This is a genomic window from Tardiphaga sp. 841_E9_N1_2, assembly GCF_051811065.1.
Taxonomy (GTDB): Bacteria; Pseudomonadota; Alphaproteobacteria; order Rhizobiales; family Xanthobacteraceae; genus Tardiphaga; species Tardiphaga robiniae.
Map to the genome: position 1 here is coordinate 5,777,815 of NZ_JBPWQC010000001.1, position 17,024 is coordinate 5,794,838.

The following is a 17,024-nucleotide window of genomic DNA, read 5'->3' on the forward strand; positions in this document are numbered from 1 at the left end:
TGGCTACGAATACGCAGGGCCGGCGCCGACTGTTACGTCGGCGAACCCAGCGGTAACGGAATGGTGAGGGCTGCAGTATGATCGACTACGTCACCGTGGATGTGTTCACGGATACCCGCTTCGGCGGCAATCCGCTGGCAGTCGTTCCGGATGCGCGTGGCATCGACGATACGCTGCTGCAGAAGATCGCCACCGAGTTCAATTATTCAGAAACGACCTTCGTGTTTCCCCCGGATGATCCCGCGCATACCGCACGCGTTCGCATTTTCACGCCGACCGATGAGATTCCGTTCGCCGGTCATCCCAATGTCGGCACTGCATTCGTGCTTGGCCGTCAGCGCACGGCCTTCGGCAAGCCTGTCGGCGATCGCATGGTGTTCGAAGAGAAGGCGGGCCTCGTCCATCTCGATCTGTTGCGCGATGGTGGGGAGGTCATCGGCGCCGGCTTTGTCGCGCCGCAATCCGTTCAGATCGGTGACGCAGTCGATGTAGCGACGCTGGCCGGCTGCATCTCGCTGCCGCCGGATGCGGTCGTGTCACACACGCATCCGCCGCGCATCGTCTCCGTCGGCCTGCCTTTCGCTGTCGCTGAACTGTCGGGTCTCGATGCACTGGCCTCCGCGCGTCCGAATACATCTGCCTTTGAGGTAGCGGGAAAGACATACTGGCACCGCGACGATCGCTTCTCGGCCTTCATCTATGTCCGCACCGGCGACGGCATCGATCATTTGCGCGCCCGCATGTTCGCGCCGCTCAGCAACGTGCCCGAAGATCCCGCCACCGGCAGCGCCTCGGCGGCGCTCGCGGCCTATCTCGTCACGCTCGACCCGCGCCGCGATGCGGTCTGTGGCATCACCATCGAGCAGGGCGTTGAGATGGGGCGCCGCAGCCTCATTGAGGTCGAGGTGCGGAAGCGTGATGGACATGTCGAGAGCGTTCGTATTTCCGGCCGTTGCGTGCCGGTGATGCAGGGCCGTATCGAGGTGTAAGCTGAATCACGCCCCGTCCGGCAGATCTCCCACACGCCACAGGGCCAGCGACTTGTCGGCATAGTCGCCGCCAGCTTCCGTACAGCCTTCGTTGATCACGGCTAGGGGAGCAGGAAACAGGAACGGTGCGTGCTGCAGATTGAGTACGCGCCAGTCACCGTCCTCGATATCGCGATTGGCTGATGCGTCGGGAAATGTCGTGGTCAGCAGCCAGTGGGTGCCGGAGCGTTTCAGATTGGCGATGGCGCGGTGGATGTTGGCGAATGACAGATGCACAAGGCAGTCGCGGCACAACACCAGATCGGCAGCGGGCAGCGTATCGCTGACGAGATCGAGTCGGGCAAAATCGATATGGCCTGCATGGCCATAGTGCGCGGCATTGGCTGCCACGATATCCGGAACGATATCGGCGCCGAGATAGCGGATACCGCCGAGGTCCATCTGCGCCATCCAGGTGAAATCGCCGCAGGGCAGATCGAGGATCGATTGCACCCGCAATCGCCGCAGCAATTGCGTGAGGTCGCGGCGGAGTGACATTGTTGCGTCGAGTTCGGAGCCGAGGCCGGATTGCGATTTTTCAGCGCCCCACAGATTGGTGCGATAGATCAGCTCGAAACGCGTGGTGAGATCGAGCCCGTCGAATTCGCAGCGCCGCTCGGCGAAGCGAATTTCGGCCAGAACCGGTGTGCGTCGCCTCGATCTGTCCATTCGCGTGCCCGCTGCAGCAACGGTAAATCAGAGTTCCGTAGCCAGCTTCGATCTGAAGTTCAGCGTTGTAAATGCTCGTTAAACACGCTCTGGAATCATTGTTCTTGTAATTCGGCTGAAATCGTCTATATTGCAGTTATTCGAATATATGCTCTGGCTTGTTGACCGCGCCGTAATCGGCTCCATTCCCCAAGACATCGTTGAAATCGGATCGAGCTCACGCGATGTCGCGTAGGGCTCGCGCATTCGCACATCTTGGAGAATAGTTATGGCAGTCGGTACAGTTAAGTGGTTCAACGCGACCAAGGGTTTCGGTTTCATTCAGCCTGATGACGGCGGCCAGGATGTGTTCGTTCACATCAGTGCAGTCGAGCGCGCTGGATTGGGTTCGCTCAATGAAGGCCAGAAGGTTTCTTTCGAAGCCAAGGCTGACAAGATGCGCGGCAAGACCAGCGCGGAAGATCTCCGCGCGATCTGAGCTTGAAGGTCCTGAAATTTCCACGGATGTACTGGGATTTCTCGACCGACAAGTTTTGCCTCGTCTGATAGATTTTGAATGACTGAAGCCCGCCGGTGATCATCACCGGCGGGCTTCATGCTATACGCATGATCGTACGCCCGATTTCAGCGTCCCATATGAGGATCGATCAAGATGATTGAACGTCTGGATACGCTCAAGGCGGCGCGTATGCGCATGATCGAGGAACGTGATGCGCACGCGAAAGTGCTGGCGGCGCCCTTCAATCGCGATAATGCGGAACGGGCTCGCATGAAGTTTGTCGAGATGCAGAACGTGGTCGACGCGATCGATCGCGCCATCGTCGGCGAGCAATCCGTCCAATAGCGCCGGCTCTAGCCGATCAGCGCGCGTAGTTCCGCGATCATCTTCGTCGTCTCGAACGGCTTGCCGAAGAAGCGGCTGTCGTCGGGCAGATCGTTCTTGGCGACCTGCAAATGGCCGGAAACGATCACGATCTTGATCGGTGGCCAGCGGTTGCGTACCGCGTGGGCCAGTTTCAACCCGTCCATGCTTCCAGGCATCTGTACGTCGGTGAACAGCAGAACGATGTCGTCGCGCGTTTCCAGAATTCGCACGGCCTCGTCGGCATTGTTGGCCTCGATGGCGAAGAACCCGGCTTCCTCGACGATGTCGGCCGCGTGAATACGGAGCAGAGGCTCGTCCTCGACGATGAGGACGGCGGGCCGCTGCATGTCACGTGCATTGAGTTCTTGGAGTGATGCCATGAAAATTGGTGTCACCTTTCGTCGGGCACCGAAGCCAGATCGCTCAATCTGGTTTCGAACCGACATGTGAGCCCTTCGGGCAAGAATTCGATTTTGACGGAACTGCCGAAGTCGGCTGACAGCGTGCCTTCGATCAGTCGTGAGCCAAATCCACGTCGCGTCGGCGGCGCCACGACGGGGCCGCCGGATTCGCGCCACGCGAAACCTAACGCCGGCCCGTCGCTGCCGGTGTGACAAGCCCAGTCGATAGTGATCGTTCCGTCCGGAACGGACAATGCACCATACTTTGTGGCATTGGTTGCGAGTTCATGCAGCGCGAGCGCCAGCGACAGTGCCTGCTTGGCGGTAAGTTCCACTTCGGGGCCGGAAACGCGGATGCGACCTTCGCCCGTTCGATGCGGCGCCAGGGCGCCAGCGATCACCGTGGGCATCGACGCGCTGGTCCAGCTCGATTGCGTGAGGATGTCATGCGCCTGGTTGAGCGCGGCCAGACGCGCATCGAAAATGGTCCGCGCCTCTTCCTTGGTCGCTGCGGTACGGAACGTCTGACTGGCGATGGCGCCGACCATGGCCATGGTGTTCTTCATGCGATGTTCGAGTTCGCGCGTCAGTAATTGCTGCTGTGTCTCGGCACGTTTCAGTTTACCGACGTCGCGAATAGTGCCGATGAAGCGCGTAACGACGTCGTTCTCGAATTCAGCCCTGCCTTTGGCGGAACACCAGCGCTCGATGCCGTCATCGAGGCCGATGGTGCGATATTCGATGTCATAGACCTGCGGTCCGTCCAGCTTCATGGCGTTCAGGCACGCCTTCTCAGTGACGTCGCGATCGTCGGGATGAAGCCCTTGCAGGAAGACGTCGAAGGAGATCGGCTTGCCGAAGGTGAGACCGAACAATTCGTAGCAGCGCCGGTCCCATTGTAGCACGCCGGTACGCGGGTCGAGATCCCAGGTTCCAGTGTCGGCGGCGTCGAGTGCAAGTCGTAGCTGGCTTTCGCTGGCCTGCAGCGCCACATCCACGGCACGCGATGCAGTGATATCGCGCGACACCGAAAGCAGCTGATGCGGTTTCCCATCGGGGCCGGGAATGGCAGTGACGGTGACATCCCACCATTTCGGCGTACCGGCCATCGTGGTGGCGAAACCCTGGAAGTGTCCGGTACGCCCAAGCTGAGCGGCTCTAACAGCCGCCTTGGCGTCGATATTGCCCTGATCCTGCCAGAAGTCAGGCCATGGGCAGCCCTTGATCGCGCCGAAGTCCGTGACCTCCATGATGCGCTGGCCGCCGTCGGTCATGAAGATGAGGTTGCCGTCGAAATCGAGAACCTTGATGCAGTCGCCCGATGCTTCGAGCAAACTTCGCAAGAATGAATTGGCGTCCTGAATAGGTCCTAACGATTGATCCACGAATACCCCGGGAGCTGCGGCTCCGATCGCAAAAATACGCTGCAACGAAATACGACCGCAAACAGATACGGTTGCGGATTTACGCTAACAGGTCTTCGAGCAAACGTGCCAGACCAGACCGGGTTCCGGCTCAATCGCGGCGATGCCGCGTGCGTCGATTTACGCTGAGGTCGATATAGCCTCCGCTGCGCTGCCGTCGTGCCAGAGCCACGCGCTGACCGCGCCACTGCGGCCGCGGATCTGGACTTCGGTCGGGCCGCTCAGCGCCCCCGTCGCGCGCACCGCACAATCAGCCCCCGCTGCGCGCAGCAGGTCGTCGCTCAGGGCCACCTTGGCGCCGTGGCTCGCGGCGACCTCCATGAGCCGGCTGGCGACATTGACGGTATCGCCGGTCGCGGTGATGTGCTGGTAGCTGGCGCCGCCGAGACGCGATGCGACGATATCGCCGAAATGTGCGCCGATCTTGAATCCGATCTGGCTGGCGATCTCAGGCGGAAGACCGGCGATCCATGTGCCAGTGCGCGTCGTCAGTTCGATACAGCAGCGCACGGCACGGGCGGCATCGTCATCGGCGACCACAGGCAATCCGAACAGGATCATCGCGCCGTCACCCATGAAGGTTGTCACCACACCGCCATGGGCGAGGGTCACCTGATCGATCATGGCGTGGAAGGACTTCAGCAATTCGCGCACCGCATCTGCGTCGCGTGTCTCACTGAGTGCGGTGAAGCGCGAGATATCGATGAAGATGACGGCGGCATGCTGATGCACCGGCTGCAGCAGATAGTCCGGATCCTTGATCAGCCAGTCGCGCAGGCCCGGCGCCTGGAACTGGCGCAGCAGATCGCTGCGGGCGGCGAAATGCTGCACGCTGCGCCGGCTGCTCCAGATCTGCAGCGCGCCGAACGCCATGGCTGGCGGTACGGCCGCGGCCAGCGGCAATGCAGCGCTCATCCAGATGCCATGGGCATAGGCGACGGTGTTGATCACAGCCCACAATGCGACGACGGCGACAATCGCAATGAGGCCGACGGCATTGCGCCGCCAGGCGAGCAGGGCGATGCACAGCATCGCCAGGACGATCGCAAAGCCGGCATCGAACAGCCGGATGGATGTATTGCGCAGCAAGGTGTCCTTGGCGAGCAGATGCGTGATTGCGGTGGACACGACTTCGACGCCGGGCATCACCGGATCGAACGGCGTCGAGAAGAAATCGCCGCCGCCGCTGACGGTGACGCCGATGGCGACGACGCGGTCCTCGACATCGGCGCGGCGGAGTTTGCCCGCCAGAACCTCCGATGCGCTGATCGTCCTGATCGTGCCGCGCGGCCCATAGAAAGACATCGGGAGCAAATGGCCGACATCGGTCGGGACATGGGTGCCGGCGAGGGAGAAATTATACTCGCCGATCTGGGCATCGTCGCGCGAGGCGGCGGATGCGACGCGCAGCGGCATCGACACCATCACGCGGTCGGCCGAGCGCATCAGCATCGGCATCGAGCGCGGTACGCCGCTGCTGTCGGTATTGAGATTGACCACGCCGACCGTGGCCTGATCGGCGAAGACTTTCAGCGGCAGCAGAAATCCCGACGCCACCGGCAGATCCGCAAGCGGCCCGGACTCCTTGGTGGCCACGGTCTGTTTGGACTCGCTGAACAGCGCCGCCGCGGCAATGACGGTGTTGGTTTTGCCGAGCGCCTGTGCCAGTGCGGCATCGCTTTCCGCAGCGCCGGCATCGACCAGCAGCAGATCGAGAGCGAGCACTTTCGGTTTGTAGCGTGCGATCTCCTCGATGATCGTCGTCAGCGTGGCGCGGGGCAGCGGATAGCTGCCTTGTTCGCGTGCGACCCGATCGTCGATCGCGATGATGGTGACGAGATCGGGCGGTTTCTTCACGCCGCGGATCTGGATGCGCAGGTCGGTCAGCGTCGCCTCTAACCGGTCGAGAAAGCCGACATCGCCGCGGTTATGTCCAAAGGCTAGCGCCGCTGCCCACACGCCCGCAAGGACCATGGCGAGCGGTGTCTGCAATCTGCTGGCCTTCATCATCGTCGCGTATCCAGGCCTCTTTAACGTCCAAGCCTTGCTAACGACCAAGCCTTGCCATCAATGCGGCGACGCGCGGCGCCGGCCAGCGCTTGATGTCGAGTGGTGTCGCTGATGCATCGACATCGACGCCTTCACCGGGGCCGAGGCTCACGCTGCCGGGGCCGGTCACACGCCTGACGCTGACACGACCGGTCTCGACGAAGACGGAGGTCTTGCTGCCCTCGGCGTCCACCGCCCATTTGGTGCCACGCACCGCGGCGATCGCTTGCGGTGTCATCACCTCGAAGGTTTTGCCTGCCTTCTGTTTGGGGGCCTTGATGAAAATGGCCTTGCTTTGCAGGTCGACGCCGTCGACACGGCCGTTGCGGTCGCGGTCGAGCAGCGTGAAACGCGCGCCGTTTTCAGCAATGATCGTCACGCCGCCGCAGTGCAGGGTTTGTGGGCCGCCGACCCGTTGGCTCGATGTGCAGCCGGGGCCGGCCTGCTGCGCCGATGCAGCGCTGCCATACAGGCACGCCGCAGCGACGATGGCCGCCGCCAGCCTGATTGAATGGGTCATGTTGGTTACTCCTGAACGCCACATCGGTAAGGCGGCCGGCGGGCGATTCCGTTCAACGTCAGCGGGCGAGCGGCGTGATTAACGCTCGGAGGTACCCATATAGGGCGACGCCGCGGCACAACGAGGGCAGATCCACCCGGGATGGCCGATCTCACGACCATGTGAGATTGAGAAGCATTCTCAGTAATCGGGCCGCGAGCGCTGCCGCAATCTCGCCACATCGCCCCGGATTTTCAGGGGATATCAAAGGTTTGCATGAGGCTAACGAGGCCATTTTCGGGGCGTTCGTGCTTGTTTTCCCCCCGCGCTTCCTTTATTCCCGTTTTGCATCGCAGACAGCGTCCTGGAAGACTTGGGTAACCAAGATCATTGGCCGCGTTTAGGCGGATGCCTGGGCGTGATCCGGCAAACGGCAGACCGTTTTCCGCGCTGATCACGCTTCGACGCGTGTATTTTCAGAGGACTAGCGCCAAATGGCCAATGTTGTCGTCGTCGGCGCCCAGTGGGGCGACGAGGGTAAGGGCAAGATCGTTGACTGGTTGTCGGATCAGGCTGATGTCGTCGCCCGCTATCAGGGCGGCCACAATGCCGGTCATACGCTGGTCATCAATGGTCAGACCTACAAGCTGGCGCTGCTGCCGTCCGGCGTCGTGCGCCAGTCCAAGCTCTCGGTGATCGGCAATGGCGTGGTGTTCGACCCGCAGGCCTTCGTCGATGAAGTCGCCAAGCTCCGCGGCCAGGGCGTCGATGTCGGCCCGCACAATCTGCGCGTCGCCGAAAACGTCACGCTGATCCTACCGCTGCACCGCGAGCTCGATGCGCTCCGCGAGAATGCCAACAAGGCCACCGCCATCGGCACCACCCAGCGCGGCATCGGCCCGGCCTATGAAGACAAGGTCGGCCGCCGTGCCATCCGTCTGATGGATCTCGCCGATCTCGCCACGCTGCCACACAAGGTTGATCGCCTGCTGACGCATCACAATGCGCTGCGCCGCGGTCTCGGCCTCGCAGAATTCAACACGGCTGACATCGTGAAGGAGCTCTCCGCATTCGCGCCGGTGCTGCTGCCCTACGCTGAGGCCGTCTGGCGGCTGCTTGACAGCAAGCGCCGCGAAGGCAAGCGGATCCTGTTCGAAGGTGCGCAGGGCGCGCTGCTCGATGTCGATCACGGCACCTATCCCTATGTCACCTCGTCCAACACGGTTGCTGCGCAGGCAGCGACCGGCACCGGCATGGGCCCGGGCGCGGTCGGCTATGTGCTCGGCATCTGCAAGGCCTACACCACGCGCGTCGGCCAGGGTCCGTTCCCGACCGAACTGCTCAACGAGATCGGTGAAGAGATCGGCCGCCGCGGCAAGGAATTCGGCGTCAATACCGGGCGCAAGCGCCGCTGCGGCTGGTTCGATGCGGTGCTGGTGCGACAGACTGTCCGCACCTGCGGCATCAATGGTCTGGCGCTGACCAAGCTCGACATCCTCGATGGCTTCGACACCATCGAGGTTTGCGTCGGCTACAAGCTCGACGGCAAGGAAATCGACTATCTGCCGGCCGGCGAGGGCGCCCAGGCCCGGATCGAGCCGATCTACGAGACCATCGAAGGCTGGAAAGAGCCGACCGCGAACGCCCGTTCATGGGCCGATCTGCCGGCGCAGGCGATTAAATACGTGCGCCGGATCGAGGAACTGGTTGGCTGTCCGATTGCTTTGCTTTCCACGAGCCCGGAACGCGAAGATACTATTCTGGTGCAAAACCCGTTCGAGGCTTAACGGACTGTTACCGGATAGCCTCCAAATTGATGCACCCGCAACATTGAGTCGAGATGGCTGATTACTACCCGTTGATCGCCCGTGCCATCGCCGGACTGGACCCCAGTGCTCCCGGTGAGCAGCGGCGCGCGCTCTATGAGCGCGCCCGCACGGCTCTGATTGCCCAGTTGCGCAGTGTTGAGCCGCCGCTCAGCGAGTCAGAGATCACTAGGGAGCGGCTGTCGCTCGAAGAGGCCGTTCGCAAGGTCGAATCCGAAGCGGCCCAGCGCGCTCGCGACGCTTCGCGTCCGGCCGGCGCTGGAACGACGGGCGACGGCAAGCCGCGCGCCGGCGATGCTTTCCGCAATGCCGGGCCGCGTGCCGGTGCCACGCCGGCCGAGCCGTCGCCGCGCGGCCGCCAGCCGATTACGCCGACGCCGGCGTCTCCCCGCGGGCCGGAAGAGCCGCGCCCGCCGCGCACCTTGCGCGTCGATCCGCCGCCGATTCCGAAGCAGCAGTCGCCCAATGCCGGCGTGCAGGATCCGAACGGTCCGCCAACCCGCGAACGATCAGGCACGCCGCGCCGCTTCGAGAACAATCCGGCAGCACCGCCGCCCGCCCGCAATGATCGCGGCGACCAAGGCGATGCCGCGATGCGCGGTTTCCGCGACGTCACCGCCGATGTGGACGATCTCGGCCGTGCCGCCGCCCAGGCCAACCGCGCGGCGCGCAAGACTTACGCCAACGTGCCGTCTCCGACGCCGGAATTCGATCGTCTCGAACCCAGCATGGAAGCGCGGAGCGAGGCGTTCGGCTACGACGAGACGGCTTACGACGACCAGGACGGCGACGAGTCGCAGATGCCGCCGTCGCGCATCAAGGATTCCAAGGGCAAGAAGGCGAAGCCGCCCAAGCCGCCGAAGCCAAAGCGCGTCAGCGGCGGTTTCCCGTTCAAGACCGCGCTTCTCATCGGCATCGTGATGATCCTGATCGGCGCCGTGATTCTGGGATGGCCGACGATCAACAAGATGGTGCGCGGTTTCGCTGGCGGTTCGGCGCCCGTCGTCACCGACAACAAGGATGCGCCGCTGGCGCCGCGGCCGAAAATCGCCGATCGCGTCGGTCAGCCGTCGTCGTCGGATCAGATCGCGCCGGTCGCGCAGCGCGTCGTTCTGTATGACGAGGATCCGGCTGAGCCGAAGGGCCGGCAATATGTCGGCACGGTGGTCTGGCGCACCGAGCAGATCAAGGGCACCGGCGGCAAGCCTGGTGACATCGCCGTGCGCGCGGACATCGAGATTCCGGAACGCAAGTTCAAGATGACCATGTCGTTCCGGCGCAACACCGACACGTCGCTGCCGGCCAGCCACACGGCCGAACTCACTTTCGTGCTGCCGCCCGATTTCGCCGGCGGCGGCATCGCCAATGTCCCGGGCGTGCTGATGAAGTCGAACGAGCAGGCGAGGGGCACGCCACTGGCGGGCCTCGCGGTCAAGGTCACCGACGGTTTCTTCCTGGTCGGTCTCAGCAATGTCGAAAGCGATCGCGCGCGCAACCTGCAGCTCCTGAAGGAGCGGTCATGGTTCGATATCCCGCTGGTCTATGCCAACCAGCGCCGCGCCATCATCGCTATCGAGAAGGGCTCGCCCGGCGAGCGTGCCTTCAACGACGCCTTCGCGGCCTGGGGCGAGTAACAGATCAAGCGCGCTGGTCAACCGCTCGTGATCTGCACCGATCTCTCCACGTCATGCCCGGCCTTGAGCCGGGCATCCACGTCTTGTCACAGGCGAAGGCGTGGATGGCCGGGTCAAGCCCGGCCATGACGGATGATAGTGCGTCGTCTGGACGGAGCTACTTGCAGCCGAAACTCCCCGCCTGTGTCACTGCTCCACCATTCCACACTGTCCGCAACGGATAGACGCAAGCCGGATAGCTTAACTTGCTGTCGCGCGACGTCAGTGCGATCTCGCCGGGAGCCACACCTTTCTCGACCCAGTCCGTCAGCGCGGTGAAGAACTGATCCTGCTCGCGCGTCGGCGTCTGGTTGGCATTCCCCGGCAGTTTCGGCAGCGGCACGGAATCGTTCTGTCCGCTGACCGTATAGGCCCGGCCCTGCGAGCTGTGGGCCGAGCCGGGCAGCAGATACATCCGCATGAACTTCTGCACCTCCGCGTGGCCGCCCATCTGCACCGCGACGCGCTCGTGATAGTTGACATTGCCGGCGGGCGGGATCGCGTCGTCGACAAGGCCGCTATAGACGATGATCTTGCGACCGAGATCGCGCAACTTGCCGAGATCCGCCTTGTCGGTGCCGAGATTGCTGAACAGGGTTGGCTGCAAGGCAAGGTTCTTGTTCACCGTATCGGCCAGGTCGGCATAGCTGAGCTCCTGCCACTTGTTGCGTTCGGTGGTCGAGCCGTTGTTGAACGGAATGTCCGACGGGTTGGTGGCGCTGGCATCGGCGGCGTAGCGGACGTCCTGCAGGGCCAGGGCCACGCTGCCGGCGGCTGTACCGGTGATCTGGCTGCCGATCGCCGTGGTCCTGGTGAAGGCCCACCACACCTGTTTCGTGCCGAGCACCTTGCCACTGCGGCGGTCGGAGCTTTGCGCGGCGTCATAGCTGCCATCGGGCGTTGCGCCGAACCAGATCCTGTCGAGCGCCATCGCTTCCTTCAGGCTCATGCAGGTTGCCGCATCGGCATTGCTGCCGGTGACGCCCTGGCCAGCCTCGCCGCTGCAGAGAGCTGCGGCATCGCGCGCGGGATCGTAATCGCAGACGAACGGATCGAGCAGGAAGCCGATCCCGGCTTTGTCGCACGCGGCGAGGGCACGTTTGTTGGCGGCGTCGATCTTGGCGGCGAAGGCGGTGGCTTTCGGCTTGTCGAGCGCTGTGAAGCCGAGTTCGGTCTTCATCACGATCTGCGGATACAGCGCGGCCGTGCCGAATTGCGGGATGTTGAGCGCCGGCTGAGCGATCATGTAGCCGTCATAGAGCTCGGGATAGTCTTGGGCGATCTTCATGCCCTGCCGGCCGCCCTGCGAATGGCCATCGTAGTAAGCGTAAGCCGGCGCCTTGCCGTAATAGAGCGTGGCGAGCGCCCTGGTCTTGACGGCCTGCTCTACCATGGCGCGGACCGAGAAGTCGCGAAACCCTTCGGTATTGACCTTGCCGTCGGAGAGGAACGTGAAGGAGCCGTCCTGATACCAGGGCTGGCCGGCATCGGTGGTGCCCGAGGCATAACCCATATTGGCGTTGACGAGGGCGGGCACCTTGCTGCCGATCTTGTCGGCGATGCGATGGCCACCGCCGACCCAGCCGCCGCCGCCGTAGTTCCGGATGCGCGTATTCCAGTTCGCCGGTGTCGGCAGCCAGACCTCGATGCCGATGCCCTCGGACCAGGAGCGTGCAGTCTTGTCCTTTTCCGCCGTGAAGCCTGGCCCCACCAGAAGCTTCACAAGGCACATGTCCGCCGCCATGGTGATCGGGCGGGGCGAATCCTGTGCGACCAGGTCCTCGCCCTTTTTGATCGCCCGCACGGCCACCACGGTGGTAGCCTCATCCGGATGAAATGCAGTCTTGATACCGTCGTCGCAGGCGAGCTGCTGTGCGGAAGCGGGCGCGGTGCCGCCGCATAGCGCAGCAAACAAGGCCATCGCCGTCACGATGGCACGCGTGCGGCTGTCATCATGGATGATGTGGGGGGCTGTCGACATGGCGTTTCCCGTCTGTTTTATTTTTGAGTTGGGGTGAGTTCTCCTCACTTCGCCTCTGCGATCAACTACCAAAACGATGTCGGAACGTAACATTATGTTAAAAATGCCCCGTGGATTGGGCCTACAGCGATGTGATTTGACCCCGTGCGGTCGCCTGCTATCCACAATGATCCGCTCTTGAACCCCTTCTGCCGCCATGGACCCCCGCATGACCACGCGTCGACAGGTGATGAAGCTCGCCGCCTTTGCTGCCAGCCAGACCGCGCTGATGGGCGCGGTGCGTGCCGAGGGTGGAGTCGATCTCGGCGCGGCCGCGTCGTCACGGCTCCCCTTCGCGCAGCAGACGCCGATGCGTATCGGCGCCGCGGCGCTACGCGTCCGCGACCTCGGCAAGATGCGGACCTATTACACAGACCTGCTGAAGCTCGACACTATCCGCGCGGACAAAACCGAGGTCGTGCTCGGCGTCGATGGCGTGGCGCTGCTGCATCTGCTCCATCGGCCCGATGCACCGCTGGAGGCGCAGACCACCGCCGGGCTGTTTCACACCGCGTTCCTGATGCCGAGCCGTGCCGACTTCGCGCGGTGGCTGGTCCATGCCGCGCTGGCGCGCACGCCGTTCGATGGCTTTGCCGATCATCACGTCAGCGAAGCCTCCTATCTCACCGATCCCGAGGGCAACGGCATCGAGGTCTATTCGGACCGGCCGCCGTCGGCGTGGAAATGGACCGGCGATATGGTCACCATGGGGACCGACCAGCTCGATATCGACAATATCGTGGCGCAGACGGACACGACCCGCGATCAGTATCACACCGCGCCGAAGGCGCTGCGCATCGGTCACATGCATCTGCGCGTCGGCGACGTCGCGCGCGGGCGCAGTTTTTATGAGGGGCTGATCGGCATGGAGCCGACGCGGCTCGGGCGGCCGGGTGTCGCATTCCTGTCGTCAGGTCGCTATCACCATCACATCGGCATCAACACATGGCAGAGCGCGGGCAGCGGTCCGCGCAATGCGCAGGAGACCGGGCTGGCCTGGTTCTCGCTCCGTATTGCCGATGATGCCGTGATGGCCGATCGCAAGCGCCGCCTTGCGGCAGCGGGCCTGTCAGGCGAGTCGATCGCAGATGGCGTTGCGATTGCCGATCCCTGGGGCACTCAGGTGCGGCTCGTGAAAGCGTAAGGTCGAGAAAGATTTCGGCCAGTCTGCTGTCGCGCGCGACAGGCCTACGCCTCAGCCAATTCGAAATACCGCGGCGCGTCGCGCCAGCCATGGGCTGCGGCATGGAGCGCCTTGGCGCGATAATCCAGTTCGAGATCGCAGAGCATGCCGCGCATCTCCAGATCGCTCTCCTCGCGGGCGAGGCGGTTGCAATCGTCCGCGCGGTCTCTGAAATAATTTTCTGACATAATCATCGGTATCGTTTTCCATCGGCTTCGATGGAACTTCGCTGTCCGGTTTGGCGAAGACGTGGCGGCATGCCATCAAATACGTGGCAGGTCCCGCTTTTCGCGTTGCGAAAGATTGCGCAGCAACGTTACGGCGCGCCGTTGGCGCCTGCGGTCACGGCGTGCGACACGAGCGCATGAGCATCGGTGATGCCGCCGGCCGCATGGCGCACGATGGTCTCCGCCATCATCGCCTTCGTCGCCGGTGTACGATGCTGCACGGCGATCTGCTGCACAGCGATATCCAGCACCTGGCGCAGCGTGGCCACATAGTTTGCGTCGAACTTCGGTGTCGGGTCGGTTGTCATGCTACACTCCGTCGTCTCGAGCTGCGCGGACCATGCTGGCGCATTGGGGCGTATCTTGGCCCGTGCGATGAAACGTGGATGACGGCTGGTGACATTGTTTTGAAGTGCGGGCGTGAACCTTCACGCGGTGTTGCGCGACATCGCGTCGCGCGCACTGCGCTGCACACCAGCGCGCAAAAAAAGATCGATAAAATCTTTAGCAAGTGTGAAGCCGCGATGACGTCGCGTGCACATTCGCGCGATCGATGACCCCCCTGCCATTTCGCTGAATGGGGGCTTGATCAAGCGCCATTCCCGAATGCGGCCTATCGCGCGCCGGGGCGTCGGTTCGCGGATATGTGTTTGCACGGGCGCCTTGCAGCAAGGCGTCCGTGCTCTGCTTATGGGCTCGCCGCTTACCTCAGCGAGATGGCGAGGCCCGAGAGATCGGCATTGACCATCAATCCGGTCTGGCGGCCGCTCAATTCCAGCAGCGCGCCCTTTTCGTTGGTGAGCACGATGGCGCTGACGCCGCGGCCGACGGCAGCACCCGCGCCGCCTGCGCCATAGACGCCGGCCACATCGCCCGGGCTGTTGATGCGGCTGACGCGGCCGGACAGATAGGTCTGCGACGCGCCGAAGACGAGACCCGCGCTCAAGCCGCCGATCGACAGCGGATAGGTCCGCCCGCGAAAGGTCAGCGTGCCCGAACCGCCCGACGCGCCGATGAACCAGCCGCCCTTCAGCACATTGATGCGGATCGTGCCGCTATCGGCGAAAGCTGCGGAGGACAGGCTTGCGCCGATCAAGGCGAGGGCGACGACGAGGGTGGTGCGGAAAAGCGAGCGCGACATGGGGGTGTCCTCCGAGGGATGATTCGTTGGCGCAAGGCGAGGCCGGCACAATTCAGCAAAATGGCCGCGGGGTCCATGGGCCTTCGGCGCTGCGCGGGCGGCGAGGGCGCTGCAATTGACAAATGCAGGCCCCACCAAACACACTCGGCCATGGCCAGGACCGTCCTCTTCCTCTGCACCGGCAACTACTATCGCAGCCGCTATGCGGAAGAACTCTTCAATCACCTGGCGCGCCGTGCCGGTCTGGACTGGGAGGCGACGTCTCACGCCCTGGCCATCGAGCGGGGCAAGGACAATGTCGGCCCGATGGCGCGGCAGACCATCGACGCACTGACCGTCGATGGCATCTCGCCCCTTGGCGCGTCGCGGATGCCGGCACCCTGCACGCATGATGCACTGGAAGCGTCCGATATGGTCGTGGCCGTGAAGGAAGCCGAGCACCGCACCTTGCTGGCGACGCGCTTTCCGGGTTGGGAAGATCGCGTGACCTATTGGCACGTGCATGACATCGACGTGGCGCCTCCCGACGTCGCGCTGGGCGAGCTGAAGGCGCTCGTAGCGGCCTTGGTGCAACGGCTTGCGAATGTGCGAGAGGGCAGCTGTGCCGGTACTACTTAATTGATACTGTGAAAGAACCACTTCACCAGCAACATGCCGCTGCCGACCGCCGCCACCACGATCCCGTAGCCGGTCAGGACGTCGGCCGGCGTGCCGCCAAATGGCCATGTAACAGCAATGGCGATGCCGACGGTGAGTGTCAGCACGGCGTAGAACAGGCCGCCACGCTCCTCCGGCTTTGATGCCAGCGCCTGCATGATGAATTCCAGAAGGGGACTTGGCTCGGACATCGATGTGGCTCCTCGTCCAATATGTCGGCGAGCGCGACGATCGGGTTCAGCCGTATTGCGGCCGCTTGGCGCCTTGTTGCGTGAACCTGGTGCGCAGTTATCCCGACTTATCGCCACCGTCCCACGGCCGCATTGGCTAATCACGAGGCCGCTGCCTTGACACCCCTTGAGCAAGTCGATCACCGCATGCGCGTGCTTGCCGCACGCATCCATGCGCCCGAAGAGCTGCTGCCGGGGTATCGGCATGTCGATTCCGGCCGTGCGCTGATCGAGCATGACGGGCACTTCCACTACATGTTCGTCGAACGCGGCGAGCGATACGACATGCGGACCACCGATGATCTAGATGAGCTGATGTACTGGACTTTCGAGACCATCACCTCGGCGATGGCCGGAACCTATGAACTCATGCACCGCAATTCCAACGCCGGCGATATCAGGCGCCTGCGTTTTGCGCATCAGCTCGCATTGCTGGGCCGGCTTGATCCTGCATGGGCGGATCGCTGCCGCGCCGGACTCGATGATATCCTCTCGCGTCATCCTTATGTCGACGGGCGTTGATCGGCATGCATCGCTCGGAAGCAGATGTGATGTGAGCAATAGGCGGCACGTCAGGCTTCGCTATGTCGGTTGATCCCAAAACAGGCCAATTGTTCTCATTGGCGGTGCCGCGAGGGTCACCGGATGTGACGCTCCGCGAGCCACCAGTAAGCGAGCGCGGCAACGCTTCCGCCGCACGCCGCTGCGCCGATCAGCCCCCATTCGGTCGGCAGTGAGGAGCCAACGGAGGCGCTGATGCCGAAGAAGCCGCCGCCGGTGATGGCGCCGCCGATCATGCACATCGCGGGCGACATGATCCCGACCCATCGCGCAAAGAGGATTCCGGGCAGGGCGATGAAAACGGTGGCCTTGAATGAACCCGCCACGCCGAAAACGAGAGTCAGCAGAGCCGTCGTGACGACCGCGCCGAGATGCGCGGCGATTCCGCCGGTGGGCCGAAGGCTGAGCTGCAGCAGAATTCCCATGGCCAAAGGCGCGATGATAATCGCCGCGATCAGGCCGACGATCATGCGCCCGATGTCGATCAGGCATCGCGAGACGCGGGACATCGGTGGTGCGGGAATGGGAGACGTCGGAGGCATGACGCTTGGAATGTGCCGCTTTCAGACAT

The 17,024-nt window shown here is 63.2% G+C and carries 20 protein-coding genes; 8 read left to right on the forward strand and 12 right to left on the reverse strand.

Annotation, left to right across the window (positions count from 1 at the left end; genetic code table 11):
• Positions 1–77 precede the first annotated feature (77 nt).
• A complete protein-coding gene (locus AB8A50_RS27710) occupies positions 78–989 on the forward strand; it encodes a PhzF family phenazine biosynthesis protein (RefSeq protein ID WP_439079604.1) in 912 nt (303 codons plus the stop codon).
• Between the two features lie 6 nt (positions 990–995).
• Here AB8A50_RS27710 and AB8A50_RS27715 read toward each other — a convergent pair whose 3' ends face one another.
• Positions 996–1,697 carry a class I SAM-dependent methyltransferase gene (locus AB8A50_RS27715; RefSeq protein ID WP_439079605.1) on the reverse strand — a complete coding sequence of 234 codons (702 nt, stop codon included), beginning with the start codon at positions 1,695–1,697 and terminating at the stop codon, positions 996–998.
• Positions 1,698–1,965: 268 nt separating this feature from the next.
• Between AB8A50_RS27715 and AB8A50_RS27720 the strand changes: the two genes are divergently transcribed.
• Both AB8A50_RS27720 and AB8A50_RS27725 read left to right on the forward strand, forming a co-directional pair.
• A complete protein-coding gene (locus AB8A50_RS27720) occupies positions 1,966–2,175 on the forward strand; it encodes a cold-shock protein (RefSeq protein WP_068731259.1) in 210 nt (69 codons plus the stop codon).
• A 174-nt stretch (positions 2,176–2,349) separates the two neighbouring features.
• A complete protein-coding gene (locus tag AB8A50_RS27725; RefSeq protein WP_439057403.1) occupies positions 2,350–2,541 on the forward strand; it encodes a hypothetical protein in 192 nt (63 codons plus the stop codon).
• Positions 2,542–2,549: 8 nt separating this feature from the next.
• On the opposite strand, the gene AB8A50_RS27730 is transcribed toward AB8A50_RS27725, so the two are convergent.
• The 4 genes from AB8A50_RS27730 to AB8A50_RS27745 all read right to left on the reverse strand — a co-directional run bounded on the left by AB8A50_RS27730 (position 2,550) and on the right by AB8A50_RS27745 (position 6,956).
• Positions 2,550–2,942, reverse strand: coding sequence for a response regulator (locus AB8A50_RS27730; RefSeq protein ID WP_231077883.1), 393 nt, complete (start codon positions 2,940–2,942; stop codon positions 2,550–2,552).
• An 11-nt stretch (positions 2,943–2,953) separates the two neighbouring features.
• Complete coding sequence (locus tag AB8A50_RS27735; protein WP_439079606.1) at positions 2,954–4,306, reverse strand: HWE histidine kinase domain-containing protein; 1,353 nt, start codon at positions 4,304–4,306, stop codon at positions 2,954–2,956.
• Between the two features lie 201 nt (positions 4,307–4,507).
• On the reverse strand, positions 4,508–6,397 hold the full coding sequence (locus AB8A50_RS27740; protein WP_439079607.1) for a CHASE2 domain-containing protein: 1,890 nt from the start codon (positions 6,395–6,397) through the stop codon (positions 4,508–4,510).
• A gap of 37 nt (positions 6,398–6,434) precedes the next feature.
• Positions 6,435–6,956: a FecR domain-containing protein gene (locus tag AB8A50_RS27745; protein ID WP_439062394.1), complete on the reverse strand. Its 522-nt coding sequence runs from the start codon at positions 6,954–6,956 to the stop codon at positions 6,435–6,437.
• A gap of 473 nt (positions 6,957–7,429) precedes the next feature.
• Here AB8A50_RS27745 and AB8A50_RS27750 point away from each other — a divergent pair, with 473 nt between their 5' ends.
• A complete protein-coding gene (locus AB8A50_RS27750; protein WP_089261652.1) occupies positions 7,430–8,722 on the forward strand; it encodes an adenylosuccinate synthase in 1,293 nt (430 codons plus the stop codon).
• Positions 8,723–8,775: 53 nt separating this feature from the next.
• Positions 8,776–10,395: a hypothetical protein gene (locus AB8A50_RS27755; protein ID WP_439079608.1), complete on the forward strand. Its 1,620-nt coding sequence runs from the start codon at positions 8,776–8,778 to the stop codon at positions 10,393–10,395.
• Between the two features lie 157 nt (positions 10,396–10,552).
• Here the strand turns inward: AB8A50_RS27755 and AB8A50_RS27760 are convergent, their stop codons facing one another.
• Positions 10,553–12,415, reverse strand: a complete 1,863-nt coding sequence (locus AB8A50_RS27760; RefSeq protein WP_439079609.1) for a tannase/feruloyl esterase family alpha/beta hydrolase — start codon at positions 12,413–12,415, stop codon at positions 10,553–10,555.
• 208 nt (positions 12,416–12,623) lie between these two features.
• On the opposite strand from AB8A50_RS27760, the gene AB8A50_RS27765 reads away from it, so the two are divergent.
• The gene (locus AB8A50_RS27765) at positions 12,624–13,598 is read left to right on the forward strand and encodes a VOC family protein (RefSeq protein ID WP_439079610.1); all 975 of its coding nucleotides are present in this window, start codon (positions 12,624–12,626) and stop codon (positions 13,596–13,598) included.
• Positions 13,599–13,642: 44 nt separating this feature from the next.
• Here the strand turns inward: AB8A50_RS27765 and AB8A50_RS27770 are convergent, their stop codons facing one another.
• The 4 genes from AB8A50_RS27770 to AB8A50_RS27785 all read right to left on the reverse strand — a co-directional run bounded on the left by AB8A50_RS27770 (position 13,643) and on the right by AB8A50_RS27785 (position 15,005).
• Complete coding sequence (locus AB8A50_RS27770; RefSeq protein WP_068731284.1) at positions 13,643–13,831, reverse strand: hypothetical protein; 189 nt, start codon at positions 13,829–13,831, stop codon at positions 13,643–13,645.
• 122 nt (positions 13,832–13,953) lie between these two features.
• Positions 13,954–14,172, reverse strand: coding sequence for a hypothetical protein (locus AB8A50_RS27775; protein WP_068731389.1), 219 nt, complete (start codon positions 14,170–14,172; stop codon positions 13,954–13,956).
• A 120-nt stretch (positions 14,173–14,292) separates the two neighbouring features.
• A complete protein-coding gene (locus tag AB8A50_RS27780) occupies positions 14,293–14,457 on the reverse strand; it encodes a hypothetical protein (RefSeq protein ID WP_439079611.1) in 165 nt (54 codons plus the stop codon).
• 110 nt (positions 14,458–14,567) lie between these two features.
• Positions 14,568–15,005, reverse strand: coding sequence for a hypothetical protein (locus tag AB8A50_RS27785; protein ID WP_231077876.1), 438 nt, complete (start codon positions 15,003–15,005; stop codon positions 14,568–14,570).
• Between the two features lie 150 nt (positions 15,006–15,155).
• Here AB8A50_RS27785 and AB8A50_RS27790 point away from each other — a divergent pair, with 150 nt between their 5' ends.
• Positions 15,156–15,623 (forward strand): low molecular weight phosphatase family protein, encoded by a 468-nt coding sequence (locus AB8A50_RS27790; protein ID WP_439079612.1) that lies wholly within the window; start codon positions 15,156–15,158, stop codon positions 15,621–15,623.
• Here AB8A50_RS27790 and AB8A50_RS27795 read toward each other — a convergent pair.
• Entirely contained in the window at positions 15,620–15,853 is a 234-nt protein-coding gene (locus AB8A50_RS27795) for a hypothetical protein (protein ID WP_439079613.1), read from the reverse strand. The genes AB8A50_RS27790 and AB8A50_RS27795 overlap by 4 nt on opposite strands.
• 186 nt (positions 15,854–16,039) lie before the next feature.
• On the opposite strand from AB8A50_RS27795, the gene AB8A50_RS27800 reads away from it, so the two are divergent.
• Positions 16,040–16,414 carry an Imm63 family immunity protein gene (locus AB8A50_RS27800; RefSeq protein WP_309947340.1) on the forward strand — a complete coding sequence of 125 codons (375 nt, stop codon included), beginning with the start codon at positions 16,040–16,042 and terminating at the stop codon, positions 16,412–16,414.
• A gap of 116 nt (positions 16,415–16,530) precedes the next feature.
• Here AB8A50_RS27800 and AB8A50_RS27805 read toward each other — a convergent pair whose 3' ends face one another.
• A complete protein-coding gene (locus AB8A50_RS27805) occupies positions 16,531–16,962 on the reverse strand; it encodes a hypothetical protein (protein WP_439079614.1) in 432 nt (143 codons plus the stop codon).
• Between the last annotated feature and the right edge of the window lie 62 nt (positions 16,963–17,024).